General features: G+C 33.7%; 14 protein-coding genes. 1 reads left to right on the plus strand and 13 read right to left on the minus strand.

Going from position 1 to position 16655, the window contains the following annotated elements:
• Positions 1-12: 12 nt before the first annotated feature.
• From HPY57_05255 to HPY57_05305, 11 genes are all read right to left on the minus strand, one after another.
• The gene (locus tag HPY57_05255) at positions 13-2817 is read right to left on the minus strand and encodes a TonB-dependent receptor (GenBank protein NPV11183.1); all 2805 of its coding nucleotides are present in this window, start codon (positions 2815-2817) and stop codon (positions 13-15) included.
• Positions 2817-3944, minus strand: coding sequence for a hypothetical protein (locus HPY57_05260; GenBank protein NPV11184.1), 1128 nt, complete (start codon positions 3942-3944; stop codon positions 2817-2819). The genes HPY57_05255 and HPY57_05260 overlap by 1 nt, the downstream gene beginning before the upstream one ends.
• 109 nt (positions 3945-4053) lie before the next feature.
• The gene (locus HPY57_05265; GenBank protein NPV11185.1) at positions 4054-4497 is read right to left on the minus strand and encodes a 50S ribosomal protein L9; all 444 of its coding nucleotides are present in this window, start codon (positions 4495-4497) and stop codon (positions 4054-4056) included.
• 11 nt (positions 4498-4508) lie between these two features.
• Complete coding sequence (locus HPY57_05270) at positions 4509-4733, minus strand: 30S ribosomal protein S18 (protein ID NPV11186.1); 225 nt, start codon at positions 4731-4733, stop codon at positions 4509-4511.
• Between the two features lie 17 nt (positions 4734-4750).
• Entirely contained in the window at positions 4751-5233 is a 483-nt protein-coding gene (locus HPY57_05275; protein NPV11187.1) for a single-stranded DNA-binding protein, read from the minus strand.
• An 18-nt stretch (positions 5234-5251) separates the two neighbouring features.
• A complete protein-coding gene (rpsF, locus tag HPY57_05280; GenBank protein NPV11188.1) occupies positions 5252-5680 on the minus strand; it encodes a 30S ribosomal protein S6 in 429 nt (142 codons plus the stop codon).
• 131 nt (positions 5681-5811) lie between these two features.
• Entirely contained in the window at positions 5812-7887 is a 2076-nt protein-coding gene (locus HPY57_05285; protein NPV11189.1) for a sodium-translocating pyrophosphatase, read from the minus strand.
• Positions 7880-8491 carry an aminoacyl-tRNA hydrolase gene (locus HPY57_05290; protein ID NPV11190.1) on the minus strand — a complete coding sequence of 204 codons (612 nt, stop codon included), beginning with the start codon at positions 8489-8491 and terminating at the stop codon, positions 7880-7882. The genes HPY57_05285 and HPY57_05290 overlap by 8 nt, the downstream gene beginning before the upstream one ends.
• Before the next feature lie 12 nt (positions 8492-8503).
• On the minus strand, positions 8504-9151 hold the full coding sequence (locus HPY57_05295) for a 50S ribosomal protein L25 (GenBank protein ID NPV11191.1): 648 nt from the start codon (positions 9149-9151) through the stop codon (positions 8504-8506).
• Between the two features lie 18 nt (positions 9152-9169).
• Complete coding sequence (locus tag HPY57_05300) at positions 9170-10117, minus strand: ribose-phosphate pyrophosphokinase (GenBank protein ID NPV11192.1); 948 nt, start codon at positions 10115-10117, stop codon at positions 9170-9172.
• 119 nt (positions 10118-10236) lie between these two features.
• Positions 10237-10911, minus strand: a complete 675-nt coding sequence (locus tag HPY57_05305; GenBank protein NPV11193.1) for a hypothetical protein — start codon at positions 10909-10911, stop codon at positions 10237-10239.
• A gap of 174 nt (positions 10912-11085) precedes the next feature.
• Here HPY57_05305 and HPY57_05310 point away from each other — a divergent pair, with 174 nt between their 5' ends.
• Positions 11086-11325 carry a zinc ribbon domain-containing protein gene (locus HPY57_05310; protein ID NPV11194.1) on the plus strand — a complete coding sequence of 80 codons (240 nt, stop codon included), beginning with the start codon at positions 11086-11088 and terminating at the stop codon, positions 11323-11325.
• Between the two features lie 17 nt (positions 11326-11342).
• Here HPY57_05310 and HPY57_05315 read toward each other — a convergent pair whose 3' ends face one another.
• Together HPY57_05315 and rnr are read right to left on the minus strand one after the other, a co-directional pair.
• Entirely contained in the window at positions 11343-14528 is a 3186-nt protein-coding gene (locus tag HPY57_05315) for a biopolymer transporter Tol (GenBank protein NPV11195.1), read from the minus strand.
• Positions 14529-14549: 21 nt separating this feature from the next.
• Positions 14550-16646 carry a ribonuclease R gene (gene rnr, locus HPY57_05320; GenBank protein ID NPV11196.1) on the minus strand — a complete coding sequence of 699 codons (2097 nt, stop codon included), beginning with the start codon at positions 16644-16646 and terminating at the stop codon, positions 14550-14552.
• Between the last annotated feature and the right edge of the window lie 9 nt (positions 16647-16655).

Below are 16655 nucleotides of genomic sequence, written 5' to 3' on the forward strand. Positions count from 1 at the left end.
TTCTAATTCCCGTTAAAAGTTATAAGAAATTCCAAATTCTACTCTACGAGGTTCAGAGAAGAAACCTGGATTTGTGTAAAGTTCGTCCAATGTATTGTAATAAAGCTTTGGATTAATTTTCTGAGCCTCAAGTTTACCAAAGGTGAAGAATGGATCACCTGTATCACCATAAACTCCTCTTGGATTATTCGCATCAAAAACATTATAAACTTTAACAAAGAATGTCAGAGTTGTACTTGCTATTGGAATATCTTTGTAAGCTCTTAAATCAACATTGAAGATACTTGGTTTTCTTCCACTGTTTCTTGGGAAAGCGTTTTGAGTTACTCGAGTATTTTTATTTATCTGAGGAGTGTAAGGTTGACCTGAATAAAGATTACCAATAATCGAAAATCCAAAATCTCTCGGTTTAGTATAAGCTACAACAATATTTAAAGTATGCGTTTGATCCCAATCGAGTGGAGCGATGAAAGTTTCTGGTGCGGCACCACCAAGAATTGCATTTCGTGCATCGGCTGGATTGGACGCATTTCCTTTTGTAATTGAATAAGTATAATCGAGATTTGTTGCCAGTCCACCTGAAAATCTCTTTTCAAATCTTAAAGTAATTCCCTTCGAAAATCCAAAATCACTATTAGCAAAAATTGAATAGCTTCTTGCACCACCAAAAACTAAAACCTCGTCAGTTTGAGTTCCAATCAAATCTCTAAAATCTTCAAAGAACATCGTTACATCAATTGATATATCATCGCCAATTTGTTGTTGCAATCCAATTTCACCTTTAACGGTCTTTTGCGGCTTAAGATCAGCATTTCCAAATAAGCCTTGATTACCACTACCGACACCCAATTCAAAATCAGGATTTGTATAAAGTAATTCATAAGATGGCAATTGTAGAAAATGTCCATAAGAAAAATGAATCACACCTTTATCTGTAATTGGATAAGCAATTCCAACTCTTGGGCTGACTTGATATTTGATAGATGCTTTTTTGTACCAATATTTTAATCTATCTTCAACTGTTTTGGAAGGTTCTCCAGGATCTTGAACTCCATTTCCATTGTAATCAAAAAATTTATTGTCAGGTTTGATTGGATCATAAATGTTTGGATCTGTTGGATCACTTAATACCACTCCATCAGGATTAAAAACATCGAGACGAATTCCAGCATTAACAATCATATTAAACATTTCGAGTTTTGTCTGGACGTATGCAGCACCTTCCTGAGGTTTTCTTAGATAAGTATCATAGTTATTTGTTGTGACTGGAGGGATTACAACATTATATGGATTTACTTTATTTCCATTGGCATCGACCATTGGTTGAAGATTAATGTTTTCATAATAAATTCGATGCTGTTTGAATTCACCACCAAATTTAATTCCAACTTCTTGAGTTAATTGAGATGTCCAATCTAATCTTACAGAATAAGTTCCAGTGTTGCGGACAAACCGGCTTGTATTTGTTCCACCAGTACTAAAACTATATGGCGGATTTTGAATTAAATCATTATCAACATATAGAGTGGGTCTTGCTGGATCACCTGTATAAATATTTTTGTAAAGATAATGACGATAATCTTTGAAATAGTAAGAAAAGTTCAATTGGTAAAATGTCCAGTTTGAAATTGCATGATTAATTGAAATAGTATTAGAATAACCTTTTCTAAAGCGGTTAAGATTGTTATCAGGATTTAATCTCTGAAAATCATCGTAATCTTTGTAATTCTGATAATCATAAATAAAATTATAGCTCAATTTGAAAGTAGAGGTAACTCTCTGAGTTAATTTTGCCTGATAGAAAAATCGTTTATTAGGATTCATCGGAACAAATGCACCATCACCACTTGCTTGAACAATAAAACTATCAGGAGAAACTTCGCGGGTCACATCAGTTGGAAGGAAAATTCGTTTGCCATAAAGATATCCTTCGTTGTAATAATATCTTGCATTGGTGAAGAAGAACAATCTATCTTTCAAGATTGGTCCGCTTAAACTCGCATCGACACTTTGAACAGAAAGTGGATTAATATGATCAATATTCATAAAAATATTTTTTCGATTGGAGAAATAATCACCACTATAAAGCTGAATGTTGCCGTTAAATTTATTATCACCATCTTTGGTCACAATATTGACAACACCACTCATCGCCTGACCATACTCAGCATTAAAAGCACCAGAAATTACCTGCAATTCCTGAATTGCATTAGTTCCAACATCAATAACTGTAGAATTGTCATAAGCATCAGTAATGGTTACACCATCAATTTGATAAGCAAGCTGACCACTTCTTCCACCACGAACATGAATACCTCCGCCAGCAGAAACTATAACTCCTGCCTGCAAAGTAAGAACATCGCGAACTTCAGTAACTGGTAGTTCAGAAATTAAATCCGAACCAACAACAGATGTTGATGCAGTTAAATCTTTTTGAACTAGAGGTCTTGTTGCAGTTACGACGACTTCCTGCCCAAGTTCGACTGTTTTTTCTCGTAATTCGAAATCAATACGGGTAGTTAGATCAATATTCACTCGGACATTTGTTACAATTTTGGTTTCATAACCAACAACCGAGGCTCTAAGAGTGTAAACTCCAGGAGGGACATTGATAATTGTGTAATATCCTTCAAGATTAGTTGCTGCACCTAAAGTTGTACCTTCAATTATTACATTAGCGAATGGAATTCCTTCGCCTGTTTTTGCATCAGTAACTCTTCCAGCAATTTTACCTGTCGTGCCCGCAAAAATGTAATTCGAAATTGCGGTCAATAATATCAAAGTAAAGAGCCCTAATATGAAATTTCGGGATTTCATCATTCCTCCGAAAAATTTTTCACGAGAATGGTTTGGTTCTTATCAATTATATATAGATATTTATTGAGGCTTAGTTTTAATTCTGGACTTGTCAAATATCTATTTATTGTCACTTTCTCGACAATATTAAAATTTCTATCGAGTTTATAAAGGTTAGAAATTAAATCTTTTCGTGTAATGACAAAGAATGAATTATTAGTCAATAACGCATCAAGTATTATTTCATCCTGGAGGCAAAAACTTGCTTTTTCCAAATTTTTGTTTTCAATAGAATACAAACAATTTCTTCCAAAAAATAAATTCTCAGAGTTTTTTACCTGTCCTTCAATAAATTCATCTGAAATTTTTTCAAGTGAAATACTGGTCAAATCATTTTCATCTAAGTTTAATAGATAAAACCCTGTCTTAAAAATTGGTTCAGTTTCTATTCCACTTAAATAGATTGTCGAAGAGTGTAAGAATACTTTATAAATAATTGGGAGATTCAAATCAGCTGATTTAATTTCAAGTGTCTCATTATTTAGAAGAAAAATTTTAGAATGATATAAGTCGTCTTTTTTTAATTGAGATAATGTAATTAAAATTTTTCCATAGTAAGGTAAGAATTGTCCAATTCTCTCCTGAGAAAATTCCTGTTTTTCACCATTAAACAAATCAAATTCTACTTCACGAGTTTTATTAAATAACTTTAATTTTCCTTGAGATGGATTAAAGAGCAAAAACTCTCCTGAACTAAGTACAAGAACTTTTGGCAGCGGTTCTTCATAATAAAAATCGAATTTACGATAGAATGAAACTGCAAAATTTTCGTCTAAAAGATAGAGCTCGAAATTTGATTTTTCTGATTTCTGTCCGAAGAAGTATCTTAAAATCGCAAAAGACTTTCCATCAACACCTTGTACAAATGCAAATGGTTTTCCCTCCAAATTAAATTGATGAGTGATTGAATTGTTTATTTTACAAATCAGTTTATTATTCTCTACAAAAACCTGCTTGACTAAATTCTGAGTTTGCTCTTCAAATAAAGGAGTGAAGGATGTTGAATTTTGTGATCTGGAGGATTTACTGGTTAAAAGTAAAAAAATCAGAACATAAGTAAATTTTGAAATTACATTAAAAACTTTCATACAACTTTTAATTATAAAAATTTATTCAATTTTTCAAGATAAAAATAAAAAAGGAGTCAGGTCTCTTAACCGACTCCTTTTTCTGTCTTAAAATAAAGTAAACATAAAATTACTCTTTCACAACCCAGACTTTAATTTGTGCGATGACTTCTGGATGTAACTTAATTTTAGCAGTATAAATTCCGAGTGTTTTGATTTGTTCATCAAGTTCAATTTTCCTTTTATCGATCTCATAACCTTTTTCCAAAAGAGCATCAGCAATCATCTGAGTTGTAACTGTACCGTGAATTCTATCTTCTTCGCCAACTTCAACTGGAATGGTAACAGAAACTTTTTCAAGTTCAACTGCAAGCAATTCAGCAGATTTTCTTTCTCGCTGAAGTTTTGCTTGCAATCTTTTACGTTCTTCTTCTACAGCTTTCAGACTTCCAGGAGTTGCAGGATATACAATTTTTTTAGGGATAAGAAAGTTTCTTGCATATCCATCTTTTACTTCAACCACATCACCAATTTTACCAAGTGGCTCGTAGTCCTGTCTTAAAATAACTTTCATCTCAAGTCTCCTTATTTAATTACATCAGATACAAATGGAAGCAAAGCAAGATGTCTTGCTCTTTTAATCGCAGTAGTTAATTGTCTCTGATGTTTTGCACAGGTTCCTGTGATTCTTCTTGGGATGATTTTTCCCTGTTCTGTAATGAACTTAGCTAACTTTCTGTCATCTTTGTAATCAATATATTCTTCTTTGGCTTCACAAAAACGACAAGTTCTTTTCTTTTGAAGTTTCACTTTTTCACCTCAATCAATTATTCTTTGTTTTCTTCTTCTGGTGAAGATGTATCTAAAGGTTCGCCTTCACTTGAACTTAAAAATTTATCAAATGAATCATCAGTGTATGTTGATGGTTCTTCGTCTTCAACTTCTTGACCAGTTTCAGTTACACGTACTCTCTTGTTCAAGAATTGAATTCTTCTTGCCTTAATTTCAACAATACTTCTATTGTGTCCATCTTCAGTTTTCCAGCTTCTGCTTTGAAGCTCACCATCAATTAAAACGGCACTGCCTTTTTGTAATCTACCTCTGCAACTTTCTGCGAGTTTATTCCAGGCGACAACGCCTACAAAGCAAACATCTTCCTGCCATTTACCATTGTTTTTGAATTTTCTATTTGAGGCAATGGTGAAGTTAACAACAGGAGTACCATTTGTTGTCTGTCTGAAAACAGGATCTTTAGTAAGGTTACCAGCAATGATAACTGAATTCAATTCGGGCATTTTGAAGTCTGCCATAGCTATATCTCCTCTCAATTAGTTGTTATTAGTACTGTCTTCTTTTTCATCAAGATTTTGATTAAGATTAACTTCTTCAAAATCGTATTCTTCTTCAATTGAAGTAACTGGTTTACCTTTTTGAGCTTCAGCATAAGCCAAAGCCTTTTTATCGAGACGAACAGTTAAATATCTTAAAATTTGCTCGTCTATTTGTAAAGTTCGTTCTAACTTTTTAATAAAACTTCCTTCACTTCTGTAGCGAATGAGGAAATAATATCCAGTTCTGACTTTTTTGATATGATAAGCCATTCGCTTTCTTCCCCACTTCTCAATTTCAAGAATTTCAACATTATTGTTTTTGAAGAATTCTTCATATCTCTTCAGGATTTTTTCGATATCCTCATCCTCAAGAGATGCACTAACAATAATAACAGTTTCGTAAGTGTTTAGTCTTTTTGTATCCATATATTCAATCTCCCTTTGGTCTATGGCTCTTGATACCCTCAAGAGCAGGGTTTGGTTTTAGTTGATTGTTTACAAATTTAAAGATTTTTAATTGAATATCTAAGCAAACGTACATACTAACTCTCAAAGAATTATTTTATTAAAGGTGCAATTACAAGCGACACAACTGACATTAATTTTATCAGGATATTTAATGATGGTCCAGCTGTATCTTTAAATGGATCACCAACAGTATCACCAACAACAGCAGCTTTATGGGCTTCAGAACCTTTACCGCCTAAATGTCCTGCTTCAATATATTTTTTAGCATTATCCCAGGCACCACCAGCATTAGCCATAAAAATCGCAAGCAAAACTCCCGAAGCAGTTACTCCAGCAAGCAAACCACCAAGAGCTTCTTTATCCATAAAACCAAAAACTACAGGTGTAATAATCGCAAGTAAACCCGGAACAACCATCCTTTGAATTGCTGCTTTAGTTGAAATATCTACACATCTAGCATAGTCTGCTTTTGCTGTTCCTTCCAGTAAACCTGGAATAGTTTTAAATTGTCTCCTGACCTCTGCAATCATATCATATGCAGCTTCACCAACTGCTTTGAGAGCCATTGAGGAAAATAAAAATGGCAGCATTGCACCAACAAACATTCCTGCGATTACGAATGGTTTACTTACATCAATTTTATCTATTCCAGCAGCTGTTTGATATGCACTGAAAAGAGCCAGAGCAGTTAATGCAGCGGATGCAATTGCAAAACCCTTTCCAATTGCTGCCGTTGTATTTCCTACAGCATCGAGTTTATCAGTTCGTGATCTAACTTCTTTGCCCAAGTGACTCATTTCGGCAATTCCACCTGCATTATCTGCAATTGGACCATAAGCATCGACAGCTAATTGTATTCCTGTAGTTGAAAGCATACCGAGAGCAGCTATTGCCGTTCCATAAAGTCCAGCAAGTGAATAAGATATAACGATTGCCGCACCGATCATCAACATCGGCAAAGCTGTTGAAGTCATTCCTAATGCCAATCCAGCGATAATATTAGTAGCTGTTCCTGTTTGTGATTGTTCAGCAATTCTTTGAGCAGGTCTTTTCGATTCTGCTGTATAATATTCAGTAATTAAACCTATTCCAATTCCACCAATTAAACCAGCAATTACTGAAATAAAAATATTCGGGGCTGTTAAAGTTTTTAGTGTTCCTGTGACATTATTAATGGGCTCAATTGCTTCAGGGACAAAGAATTGAATAATTGGATAAGATAAAATAATCATCAATAAACCGGCACCGAATGTACCTAAATTCAGTGCACTTTGAGGATTGCCGCCTTCTTTAGTTCTTACTACAAATGTTCCCAAAATTGAAACAAGAATACCAACACCTGCTAGAACTAAAGGTAGAATTATAAGATTTATGTTTGTCCCAGTTAAATAAGCTAGTCCTAAAACCATCGTTCCAACTATTGAACCGACATATGATTCAAATAAATCCGCACCCATTCCAGCCACATCACCTACATTATCACCAACATTATCTGCTATAACAGCAGGATTTCTTGGATCATCTTCAGGTATTCCAGCTTCAACTTTTCCAACAAGATCTGCACCTACATCAGCGGCTTTTGTATAAATCCCACCACCAACTCTTGCAAACAAAGCAATAGAAGATGCACCAAGAGAAAAACCTGTTAAAACATTCAACACTTTAAGGTAATCGACATTACCATCAGAATTAATAAATAAACCTTGATAGAAAATAAATAATACACTCAATCCTAAAAGTCCCAAACTCACCACTGTCATTCCCATCACAGTGCCTCCAGAGAACGCAACGCTCAAAGCTTTAACCAAACTCGTTTTTGCTGCATTTGTTGTTCTAACATTCGATTTAGTTGCTATATACATTCCAATCCAACCTGCCAAAGCTGAGGCAAAAGCACCAACCAAGAAACTTACTCCTACTAATGGAGAAGAATTTTCTTCTGATGCACCACTAATTGCAAGTAAAATTGCGACTACAAGTGCAAAGAAAATTAAAACTCTATATTCTCTTTTAAGAAACGCCATTGCACCTTCTTGAATATAAGATGCAATTTCTTGCATTGTTGAGTCGCCCGCATCCTGCTTAATTATCCAACGACTTTTTAAATAAGCAAAGAGTAATCCTAATAATGCAAGAATTGGAAGAATGTAGATCAAACTATCCATTTGTTACCCCATTTTTTGTTGGATTGCTGTTTTGTGTTTTTTGAAGTCTCGAAAAATATTCCAGCGCAATCTTCAAACCTCCCACTAAAAAGTAATCACAAATTTCAACTGCATTCTCAATAGACAAATTTATTACTGATTTTTCTTCATCAGTAAATGGAGATAGAACATATTCAGCTTGCTTATCTTTATCAAAATTATTTCCAATGCCAATTCTGAGTCGAGGGAAATCGGTCGTTTTAATTTCGTTTATTATTGAGAGCAATCCATTGTGCCCTCCATGTGAACCTTTTGCTCGCAATCTGATTTTTCCTAAGGGAAGGTTAATATCATCACAAACTACAAGCATATCTTGAAAATCAAAATCAAAATTTGAATGGAATTCATTGACAGCCAACCCAGAAAGATTCATGTAAGTCAATGGAAGCAATAAGGAAAAAGCAGAATTCTCTGCTTCCCCTTTTGCTACTGCGTAATTTTTTGAGACTTTTTCAAATTTTAGATTTCGTTTTCTTGCTAAATTTTCGACTACCTTAAAGCCTACATTATGACGTGTTTCTAAATATTTATTTCCCGGATTTCCTAAACCAACAATCACGCGCAAAGCAATCCAATCTTATTTTTCTTCTTCTTCAGTTTTCTTTCCCTTTTGAATAACTTCTGGTTCAGCCTGTTCTGTTGGTGCTGCCCCTTCACCAGCAGCTTCCTCTTTATGTAATGCTGGTGGAACAATCGTAATAATTGTTGCTTCTGGATTTGTTAAGATTCGATACGAAGGAAGATTTAAATCTTTAACATGTAATGCATCGCCTATTTTAAGATTTGAGATATCTACATCAATTTTTTCAGGTATTTCTGTTGGCAAGCATTCAATTTCAATCTTATGTAAAGAATGTTGAATAATTCCACCTTCTCTAACACCAATCGGTGTTCCTATGAGATGAACCATTACTTCTACATTAACTTTTTCACCAGCTTTTAATCCATGAAAATCAACATGTACAATTTTATCTGTTACAGGATCAAGTTGAAACTCTTTAAGAATACATGTCTTTTGTCCTACGCCTTCAATTTCAAGATTTATGAGATACGTTTCTGGTGAAAATACAATGTGTTTCAATTTATTCTCTGGTACTGCTAGAAAAATATTTTCTTCACCATGAGCGTAGTAAACAGCTGGAACGTATCCATTTTTTCTTAACTCTGTTAAATAACCTTTTGTCTTTAATTCTCTTTTAATTCCCTGTAAAGTAACTTGAGCCATTTTAATTTACTCCTTTTTTCATCCTTTATCTGTATCAAATAATGAACTAATTGATTCGTTTAAGAATGTTCGTTTGATTGCTTCACCAAAAATTGCGTCAACAGACACAACCTCAATATTTTTAACTTCGTTTATTCTTGGATTATTAATTGTATCTGTCACATATAATTTATTGATTGGTGCCTCGTTTAATAATTCGACTGCATTAGCTGAAAAAACAGCATGAGTACAAACTCCAGTAATTGATAAAGCTCCTTTTTCTTTCAAAATTTTAGCAGCTTGTGAAAAAGTCCCTGCTGTATCAATTATATCATCCACAAGCAAAACATTTTTACCTTCTACATTACCAATCACATTCATAATTTCACTTACATTTTGATTTGGTCTTCTTTTATCAATAACCACCAGATCAGCGTTTAATCTTTTAGCGTAAGCTCGAGCTAATTTTATTCCGCCAACATCTGGGGAAACAACAGCAAGATTTTTAAGATTTTGAATTTCCTGAACTTTCAAAAAAACAGCTGATGCATATAAGTGATCAAATGGAATATCAAAAAAACCTTGGACCTGACTTGCATGCAAATCCATTGTAATAACTCTATCAGCGCCAGCAACAGTAATCAAGTTTGCAATGAGCTTTGCGGTAATAGAAACTCTTGGCTGATCTTTTCTATCCTGTCTTGCATAACCAAAGTAAGGAATAACGGCAGTAATTTTATGAGCCGATGACCTTCGCGCCGCATCAATCATTATTAAAAGTTCTAAGATATTATCAGAAGGAGTGTTTGTTGATTGAATTAAAAAAACATCATCACCGCGAATGTTTTCAGCATATTTGACCCAAATCTCACCGTCACTAAATCTTTTTATTTCACATTCACCTAATTTGATGCCTAATTTCTTGCAAATTTTTTCAGCAAGCGGCTTATTAGAATTCCCTGCAAAAACCTTAAACTCACGCTCCATTCTGAATATCTAAAATTCCTTACTTAATCTTCACAAAAAGGTTTGCTAAAATAGAAAAAAAAGTAAAAGTAGTCAATTTGACAAAAACTAATTGATTTTTATTAATAATTTTACACTGATTATTCTTCCTGCGATTTTTTTCTCTTACGGACAATGATAGTTATCCATAAACCAAGAAGAATAAAAATCAAAACTGGAATTACATATTTCAACCCGTAGTTTACAGGAGTTTTTATAGTTGCAGTTAGAGTTTTTTCGTCTTTTAACTGATCAAGGGTGAAATTCCAAATTAAAGTATTGTTCTTCCGCTCATCAGCGTTATCTGTAATTATTGCACCAGGAAAATGATAAATATATTTCAATGTGTATTTTTCACCATCTGAGAAATGTAAATCTCCACCTTTAATTTTATTGACAAATATTTTTTGCCCCGCTGCACCATCTTTGAAGCTTATTTCACAGTCACGGAAGAAATTACATTTATTTAGCTCGTTAATATCCTCAAATATTATTTTTATTTCCGCATGGTAAGTTGTATCAGCTGATCTTTCCCATACCTTAATTGATTTTATTTTAATACTTTCATTCTCAAAATTTTTACGAATAATATCTTCTTTGAATGAGTATTTGTTAGAGTAGCTTGTATCTTGATAAAGAAAATCTAATTTTGTCCAGTAATGAATAATGCTTGAACCGCTTCCATCAGCCCCTAAGAAAGTCTCAATTTCTAGATTGATACAACCTTGGAATAATAACGCGGTTATAATCGACAGAAAGAAAATTATCTTTTTCATTTCAAATCTCTCTCTCTTCAATCCTATTTAATAAGATTTATTGCCAATTACAAATTCGAATATTTAATAAAATCGCCAAAGGAAACGATTTGAAACTTTTAAAATTATCTTGCATCAAAAAAATTGAATGAATGTCAAATTTTTCGGAAATTTGTAAAAATTTTGAGGGAATGTATGCCGACTTATGATTACAAATGCCTCAAGTGTGGAAATACTTTTGAGACATTTCATGGAATAAATGAAAGACCACAAGTTGTATGTCCAAATTGTGGTTCAATTGCTCAAAAACAAATTAGTCTTCATTCGGGATTAATATTCAAAGGAAGTGGATTTTATATCACTGACTACAAGAAAACTTCAAGCTCTCCTGCAACATCAAAAAGTTCTTCAGAAAGCAGCAAATCAGATAAATAAGACAGAACTGACCTCCATTAGAGGTCAGTTCCAAGCGATAGATAAAACTTTGTGTCTGAGAAATTAACAAGGTTATAATTCCAGGCGAAATCAAATTTCAATAGAAATCCGAAAAGATAAATTCTTGTTCCAATACCGGTTCCAATCAACAAATCTTTTGTGAAGACATTTCCATAAACATCTCTAACTGTTCCTCTAAAATCAGAATTTCTTGTCCAGGCTGAACCAATATCTAAAAATGCAACTCCGCGAATATTCTGGAATAATAACGGCAATGGGCTTGTAACCAGAAGCTTGATCAACGGAAAATGAAACTCAAGATTCATTAGTGCATACTTAGTTCCAAGTTTTTGTGAGTAATTGTATCCTCTTAAAGGTAGAACCGGTGTCAAGAAAAGAAAATCTTCAGCTGATTCAATTGGGATACGATTTTGTTCGAATTGATAATTGATCCAGTTTTCTGTTCCACCCAGCATAAACTTCTGCGGATTTCTGCCAAAACTAAATCCACCGGAAAGCCTCAACGTTAGTGAATATTCTTTCCAGAATTTGAAATAAGTTCTGTAATCACCTGTCACTGTTCCAAAATTAAAGGCATTCTTTTTTAATGGTGGGACACCAAAAATTGTAAAGTTATATCTTGTTCCTCTTGAAGGGGCAGTAAATTCCCATAGAGAATTATCGTGAACAAAACTTGCCGATGGAATAAGAAGAGAAAGCAACTGCGGCGGTTCTTCATAAATATCGAGATTATCACGACGAACATTTAACCAGCTTAAGCCTCCTTCTATCCTGTAGAATTTATCAATCGGATATGAGGCTGAGAAATAACCACCATAATTTCTATATCTATACAGGTAATAAAATCTATTTCTTTCTTGAATTAAAAACCTTGCTGTATGAAAAGCTTGTATCGTAAAATCTGTCCTTTCAGGTAAATAGAAATACGCAATTCCGTAATCGCTATTTTTTAGATCAATGTTCAAGCTGGTAATACCAATAATTTGGTGATCGCCCATCATATCGCTGAAAGCAAGAACAGTGGTTCCAAGCAAACCATAGAATGTTGAAAAACCTGCGTTTGCATAAATAATATCAGGGGAGAAATTAATTTTGTATTTATTTACAATAAAATTCCCAAGTGAATCTTTTCGGTCATAAGTAAAGAGCAGAGTATCTTTTACTGGTGCTTCTCGAGTTATGAATTTTTCATTAAAAATATAATTGGTGAAATTCTGACGGGCAATTTCTGAGAACGCATTGCTTGTGTCGATAATATTGCCAGTTTTAATTAATATTGAGTCGCTATAAGTAATTTCAACTTTTGTTTTTGTAATTACTTTTGCGGTATCAATTTCTTTTGGTTTGGAACTCAATAATCTTGATTGGGCAAATTTGGTCAATGGCAATTTGTCAAAAGTTGAAATTTGATCTATCGGATTTGTAATCACGAAAATATTATAGGCAGATTTGAACATTGAGCTAAATGCTAATCTTTTACCATCATCGGAAAGACTTATTTGATAAATACCATTTAAAGAGTTTGTAATTGGTTGAAGATCGTCCGGATTTTTAACCAAAACAGAATAATTCGCATCCCAATCGACATTCGAGATATCTTTCATATAAATATTATTTATTCCATTCAGATCAGATACAAAGAAAAGATATTTTCCATCTCTTGAAGCAACAACAGAGGTTTCATTACTATTCGGCAAATCAGTAATTCTTTGAATTTCTCTGGTCTCAATATCAATTCGGTAAAGATCAAGCTGTTTGTAATTGTGATTAATGATATCCAGAAAATATTCTCTTGATGCAAGCTCAGTATAATCACCTCTATCGGAAGAGAAAAAAACTGCTTTGCCATCGTGAGAAAAGTGGGGGTCTGAATCACTAAAGATATCATTTGTCAAATTTGTAATCTTTTTTGTTTCGAAATCATAAATAAAAATATCTGATTGATGCTTATGAAGTCCTACAAACGCTAATTTTTTTCCATCTGGCGACCAATCAACCGAAAAGATACCATCAAGCTTTATGTCGAGTTTTTGATGTTTACCAGTTTTGACATCAAAGATAAATATAGCATCTGATGCACCAGCTTTCGATGAGAGAGCTATTTTCTTTCCGTCAGGTGACCAGCAAAGACCAGGAGTTAAAATATGCAGTTCTTCAAAGTTAGCTGTTGTGTTTCCTTTAACTAACTTTTTTAAGATTTTTCCATCGACAGCTGACATAATGAAAACATCGAAATAATCATCACGATTTGAAATAAAAGCAATCAAATCACCCTGAGGGGATATTGCAGGACTTGTGTTGTAAAAACCACCATCTTTAGTGTGATCTGTTAATTGTTTTGAAAATTCATTCGGCTCTTTTCTCAGTTCAATATCGGGCCAGTAAAGTACTTTTTGATCTTTCTTCCACTTATCATTTAATTCTTCTAAATCAAAACCGAAAGAGGATTTAATCCCGCCTTCAAAACTTCCCTGTCCACGAATTCGATTTAAGAGATCACCGATTTTTTCTTTTCCATATTTTCTTTCAATAAACCAGAAAACTGATTGACCTCCACGATAAGCGAAGTAACCATCAAGTTGATTTATGTTCGGAAGATATTGATTAATTGAAGCATCTCTCATAAACATATCAGAATGCGTATCCCATCCCAGAGCTTCATATTCCGCAAGGCCTTCCATAAACCAGAGCGGCAGATTTAATGTGATATTATTTGAAATAATCGATTGTAATGACCCGCCGTAAAACATATCGTTCATTACAGCGTGAACAAGCTCGTGATGAATGACATGACGGAATTGATCATAGGAACCCTCAAAAGGCAAAACCACTCTGTTCTTAAAAAGCTCCGTTACACCGCCAATTCCTTCTTCTAAATATTCACTTACAACATTTGTCTGTTGAAAATCATTATGAGAATTATAAATAATCATCGAGATACGATTATTGATATTATACTTAAAATTCTTCTGAATAGATGTCAAAGCAGATTCAGCAGCTACAACTGCAAAAGTGGCAAGTCTTTCCCCTCCATCGGTGAAGTAAACATCAAAATGCTTTGATTGAATGTAGTAATAATTAAATTTTTTATACTGAACTTTATTCTTTCCAAACTGTGCAAATGTATTTGAATTTAACAATACAAAACTAAGAGCCAAAAGTAAAAAGATTTTCGATTTCATTGCTCTCCACCATTGTTTTGTTTATTCAACAAGCTCAAAATCGATTTCGTTCCTATCTTCATTTACACCAATTACTTTAACTCGCACAAGATCACCCAGTCGATAAGTTTGTTTATTTAATTTACCAATTAATGCATATTTATTTTCATCATAAAAATATAAATCACTCGGCATATTTTTAATGCGAACAAGTCCTTCAGCAAGATTTTCAATTAACTCAACAAAAATTCCATAAGCTTGAACACCGGAAATTATTCCATCAAATTCTTCTCCAATGTGGCTCTTCATATATTGAACCTGTTTATATTTAATTGCCTCTCTTTCTGCATCCATTGCAATTCTTTCGGCAACAGAGCTGGAGCGGCAAATTTGGGGAATAATATTCTTTAAGTAGTTTGCTCTTTGACCCGAAACTTCGTTTTGATATTCGACAAGCAAACGATGAACTACAAGATCAGGATAACGACGAATTGGTGATGTAAAATGTGTGTAATAATCAAATGCAAGCCCATAATGTCCAATGTTTTTTTCGGAATATTCTGCTTTAGCCATCGCTCTAATCATGACTTCATTAACAAGAATTTCTTCTGGTTTTCCTTTAACCTGTTCAAGTAATTTTTGCAGTGCTTTTGATTTTACTCCACCAGCTATGTTTAATTTATAACCGAGTGAATTAACGAAATTTGCAAGTTGCTTTATTTTCTCTTCATCAGGAACATCATGGACACGATAAACAAATGGGACTTTCTTTGTGTCTTCAAATTTTTTCCCTTCTTTCGCAATTATTTTATTGGCAAGCAGCATAAAATCTTCAATCAATTTATGACTTTCTAATCTTTCTTTTTTCTTTATTTCGAGAGGAAGTCCGCTTGGATCAAGAATAAATCTTACTTCATCAGTATTGAAGTCTATTCCACCACTTTGGATTCTTTTCTTAAATAAGATTTTTGCAAGCTGATTTAGCTGCAAAAGTTGTTCAGCATAATCTCCCTTGCCTGATTTCAGGATTTCTTCAACTTCTTCGTAAGTAAATCTTCGTTTGTTGTTAATAACTGTCTTTGCAAGCTTGTAATTTAAAACCTCTGCTTTTTTGTTCATTTCAATGAAAACAGAAAAACACAACCTATCTTCACCGGGAACAAGACTACACCATTTGTTTGACAGAGCTTCAGGCAGCATTGGAACAACATAATTTACAAGATAAACGCTTGTTCCTCTCTTTCTTGCTTCTAGATCAAGTGCTGAATTTTCTTTAACAAAAAATCCAACATCAGCAATATGAACGCCAACCAGAAAAGTATTTTTATCAATTGGTTCAATTGAAAGAGCATCGTCAAAGTCTTTTGCATCAGCAGGATCAATTGTGAAAACAATTTTATCTCTGATATCCAATCGATTTGGAATTTCTTTTTTGATCGTCTCTTCGGTGAATTGGTCTGCTTCTGCAATTACCTCATCTGGGAATTTGGTTCGAAGTTTAAAACTCTTTGCAATTGAAAGCATTTCGGCTGAATGGTCAAGATGCCTTCCAAGTATCTCAATCACTTCACCAACAGGATTCAATTTGGGTGTCTGCCAATCGATTAATTTAATAACAACTTTATCACCTGGTTTGGCTCCATTCAAGGATTCTTCAGGAATGAAAAAATCTCGGTGTATTAAATTGTCATCAGGAATGAAGAAAAAGAATCCACGATATTGTTCAATCTTTCCGACAAATTCATCTGTTGCTCTTTCAATAACTTTTATGATTTCGCCTTCCTGATTTTTACCGCGATAACGAGCAAAGATTTCAACAAGTACTTTATCACCATTTAAAGCAGTACCGAGATTTCTTTCTGAAATAAAAATATCTTCGCCATCCTTAGGCTCTGGGCTCACAAAACCATATCCGTTTTTTGTCATCTGCAAAGTTCCAACGATCTGGTTTGCATCCCTTGCTAATAGATATCTTTTACCTCTTTTAATTAATTTCCCCTGTCGATAAAGTTCTGCAAGTATCTGTTTTAATTCTGCATAATCTTTATCTGTTTTGATATTTAGTCTTTTCGAAATCTCTTTTGACTTGTAACCTTTTGTTGGACTTGCCTTAAGAATTTCCTGGATTTGTTTTTTAATGTTCGTTTT

The organism is Ignavibacteria bacterium, from assembly GCA_013177855.1.
In the GTDB taxonomy this organism is placed as follows: domain Bacteria; phylum Bacteroidota; class Ignavibacteria; order Ch128b; family Ch128b; genus Ch128b.

Excerpts from the sequence above, each read along its gene's own strand:
- HPY57_05255 (NPV11183.1), bottom strand. The coding sequence starts at position 2,817 with ATGAAATCCCGAAATTTCATATTAGGGCTCTTTACTTTGATATTATTG.
- HPY57_05260 (NPV11184.1), bottom strand. The coding sequence starts at position 3,944 with ATGAAAGTTTTTAATGTAATTTCAAAATTTACTTATGTTCTGATTTTT.
- HPY57_05265 (NPV11185.1), bottom strand. The coding sequence starts at position 4,497 with ATGAAAGTTATTTTAAGACAGGACTACGAGCCACTTGGTAAAATTGGT.
- HPY57_05275 (NPV11187.1), bottom strand. The coding sequence starts at position 5,233 with ATGGCAGACTTCAAAATGCCCGAATTGAATTCAGTTATCATTGCTGGT.
- rpsF (NPV11188.1), bottom strand. The coding sequence starts at position 5,680 with ATGGATACAAAAAGACTAAACACTTACGAAACTGTTATTATTGTTAGT.
- HPY57_05285 (NPV11189.1), bottom strand. The coding sequence starts at position 7,887 with ATGGATAGTTTGATCTACATTCTTCCAATTCTTGCATTATTAGGATTA.
- HPY57_05295 (NPV11191.1), bottom strand. The coding sequence starts at position 9,151 with ATGGCTCAAGTTACTTTACAGGGAATTAAAAGAGAATTAAAGACAAAA.
- HPY57_05300 (NPV11192.1), bottom strand. The coding sequence starts at position 10,117 with ATGGAGCGTGAGTTTAAGGTTTTTGCAGGGAATTCTAATAAGCCGCTT.
- HPY57_05305 (NPV11193.1), bottom strand. The coding sequence starts at position 10,911 with ATGAAAAAGATAATTTTCTTTCTGTCGATTATAACCGCGTTATTATTC.
- HPY57_05310 (NPV11194.1), top strand. The coding sequence starts at position 11,086 with ATGCCGACTTATGATTACAAATGCCTCAAGTGTGGAAATACTTTTGAG.
- HPY57_05315 (NPV11195.1), bottom strand. The coding sequence starts at position 14,528 with ATGAAATCGAAAATCTTTTTACTTTTGGCTCTTAGTTTTGTATTGTTA.